The following is a 2,924-nucleotide window of genomic DNA, read 5'->3' on the forward strand; positions in this document are numbered from 1 at the left end:
CTCAACCTTTAAAACAAAAATAATTTAATTTTCAAATCACCAAAAAACTTATTTTGTATTTGGGGCTTCCCGAATACTTCAAAATTTTTTATAATTTAATCTATTCTTATTAGTGGTATAAATGGATATTATCAAAGGAAAAACATGGCCTTTTGGGAAAAATATAGACACTGATGTAATTATTCCCGGAAGATATTTAAGAACATTCAATCCTCAGGATTTGGCGGATCATGTGCTTGAAGGTGAAAGGCCGGATTTTACTGAGAATGTTAAAAAGGGAGATATAATTGTAGCGGATGAGAACTTTGGATGCGGTTCATCTAGGGAGCAGGCACCGGTGGCCATTAAGACAGCCGGCATCGATGCAATTGTTGCCAAATCATTTGCAAGGATATTTTATAGAAACGCAATCAATATTGGCTTGCCCGTTATTGTTTCAGATATTGAAGCTAAAGATGGGGATATAATCAACATTGATTTGTCAAAAGGAACTTTAGTTAATGAAACTACAGGTGAATCAACCACTTTTGAACCATTTAAAGAGTTTATGCTAAATATTTTGGAAGATGGTGGTTTGGTTAACCATTATTTGAATGAGTCTGATTAAGGAGGCAAAAAATGGAATGTCCTATTTGCGGTTCTGATGATATTGAAATATTGAACTCAAAACAGAAATCCTCTAAGAAAAAGATAATGGAGGAATATTTGCTGAAATGTGAATCCTGCGGTCATGTTTTCAAAGACATGTTCTCAGCAAAAAAGCCTGAACCATATAGATTAATTATATCCGAGCAGGATAAATCTCATAAAACCACTATTGAATTATCTCCAAGTGACGAATTAAGCATCGGTGATGTTTTACTTTCAGATTTGGGTCAGGTTGAAGTAACAAGCATTGAAGTGGATGATAAAAGGGTAAATAAATCTAAAATTGAAGATATTAATACTATTTGGGCAACTTCCGTTGAAATTCCTGCACGAATCGGTTTTTCAGTAGATTTGCATGGGGAAGTTGATTCATATAAACTTGATTTGGATAGGGATTTTGAAATTGCTCCGGGGGATGTTGTCAAGATTGATAAACACATCGTAAAAGTACATGTTATCAAAACCCAAGAAAGAAAACTCACATCCGGTTTTGCAAAGGCGGGAGTAATTAAAAGGGTTTATTCAAAACCTGTCAAATTCAATAATTTTGATTATGATTTGACAAAAGACATTGTTAAGAAAACTTCGTAGAGAAAAAAGCATGAAAGTATATATTGATTCTTACGGCTGCACATTCAATAAGGCTGATGGACAGATTATGGCGGGAATGCTGCTTGAAAATGAAATTGACATTGTTGAGTCTGTTGAAGAAGCGGATGTTATTATTGTAAACACTTGTTATGTTAAATTACCAACTGAGAATAAGGTTGTTTATAGGATTCAAAAACTTCAAAAAGAGTTTCCTGATAAAAAAATTATTGTCAGCGGATGTATGGTTGAAATTGATCCGGAAAAATTGGAAAAGATAGGTCCGAACTGTTCATGGATTGGCCCTCATCAGTTAAGCAAATCGGCTGATGTTGTTAATGCTACTTACTGTGGTGAGGTCGTTCGCGAAACTGGTTTTTCAAAAGAAAGTAAAGTGGGTGTTCCAAAACTTTCGGATGGTAGTTTAATTCATATAATTCAGATTTGCGAAGGCTGTTTAGGAGCATGTGCATTTTGCTGCACTCGTTTTGCTCGGGGACCATTGAACAGCTATCCTATTAAGGATATTGTTGCGGAAGCAAAAGAAGCTATTGAAAATGGGGCTTGTGAAATTCAACTTACTGCACAGGACACCGCAGCATTTGGTCGGGATAGTGGTGAGAAACTATCTGATTTAATTAAAGAAGTGGCTAATTTGGATGGAGATTTTCGTGTTCGTGTTGGAATGATGCACCCTAAAAATGTTTTGAATGATGTTGATGAAATAATCGATGCAATTAAACATCCGAAGGTATATAATTTCATTCATTTACCTATACAATCTGGAAGTGATAAGGTTTTATCTGAAATGAGGAGAGGTCATACTCTTGAACAGTATCTGGATATTTTATCAAAATTCAGAAGTGAAGTTCCGGATCTGACACTGGCGGTTGATGTCATTGTAGGTTATCCAACTGAAACTGATGAAGATTTCGAATTGACCGTCAAATTGCTTCACGACATAAAACCAAGTATAATTCACCTGTCAAAATACCAGCACAGGAAAGGTGCTATTTCATCTTCACTTGAGGAAATTCCCCGCGAAACTATGAAGAAAAGATCTAAATTTTTATCTGAAATTAAATCGGAAATAACTGAAAATGAGAACAGGGAATTGGTTAATTCTTATCAAAATGTTTTGGTTGTAGAAAAAGGTTCTAAAGGCGGATTTATTGCAAAAACTGATTCATATATTCCAGTAATTGTTGATAATGTTGAATTAGGAACTTTTGTTGAAGTAAAGATAACTGAAGCAACCTCAACATACTTAAAAAGCGAATTAGCATAGAATTAATTTTTTTATTTTTATTTATTCTTATTTTTATATTTTTACCTAATCTTCTTCCTTTAATTATTTGTAATATCTATATTTTTTTTTGATTTTCAAAAGCATATTATGACAATTGCACTACTAAAATATGGGGTTATAATATGCAGTTTTACCGATACCTTTATATACTATTGTATACTATCATTTAATTGGAGGTGTAATAATGAGTGAATTACCAATCGCACCAGTCGGTCGTATCTTAAAAAATGCTGGCGCTCAAAGAATTAGTGATGATGCAAAAATTGCATTAGCTGAAGCATTAGAAGAAAAAGGTGACGAAATCGCACAAAAAGCTGTTAATTTCGCACGCCACGCTGGTAGAAAAACTGTAAAAGCTGAAGATATCAAATTAGCAATC

At 34.0% G+C, this 2,924-nt stretch carries 4 protein-coding genes; all 4 read left to right on the forward strand.

The features are described from left to right. The first annotated feature begins 121 nt into the window (after positions 1 to 121). The gene (gene hacB / locus ACKI4K_RS08805; protein ID WP_407424284.1) at positions 122 to 607 is read left to right on the forward strand and encodes a homoaconitase small subunit; all 486 of its coding nucleotides are present in this window, start codon (positions 122 to 124) and stop codon (positions 605 to 607) included. A gap of 11 nt (positions 608 to 618) precedes the next feature. Next, positions 619 to 1,239: an HVO_0476 family zinc finger protein gene (locus ACKI4K_RS08810; RefSeq protein ID WP_407424286.1), complete on the forward strand. Its 621-nt coding sequence runs from the start codon at positions 619 to 621 to the stop codon at positions 1,237 to 1,239. Between the two features lie 10 nt (positions 1,240 to 1,249). Then, positions 1,250 to 2,524 (forward strand): tRNA (N(6)-L-threonylcarbamoyladenosine(37)-C(2))-methylthiotransferase, encoded by a 1,275-nt coding sequence (locus tag ACKI4K_RS08815; RefSeq protein WP_407424288.1) that lies wholly within the window; start codon positions 1,250 to 1,252, stop codon positions 2,522 to 2,524. Positions 2,525 to 2,729: 205 nt separating this feature from the next. Beyond that, on the forward strand, positions 2,730 to 2,924 hold a 195-nt coding region (locus ACKI4K_RS08820), incomplete at its 3' end, for a histone family protein (protein ID WP_407424290.1).

Origin of the sequence: Methanobrevibacter sp. (assembly GCF_045644645.1) — an archaeon.
GTDB lineage: Archaea > Methanobacteriota > Methanobacteria > Methanobacteriales > Methanobacteriaceae > Methanocatella.

Bases quoted from the DNA above. Each gene is read 5' to 3' on its own strand.
- hacB (WP_407424284.1), top strand. From the start codon at position 122: ATGGATATTATCAAAGGAAAAACATGGCCTTTTGGGAAAAATATAGAC.
- ACKI4K_RS08810 (WP_407424286.1), top strand. From the start codon at position 619: ATGGAATGTCCTATTTGCGGTTCTGATGATATTGAAATATTGAACTCA.
- ACKI4K_RS08815 (WP_407424288.1), top strand. From the start codon at position 1,250: ATGAAAGTATATATTGATTCTTACGGCTGCACATTCAATAAGGCTGAT.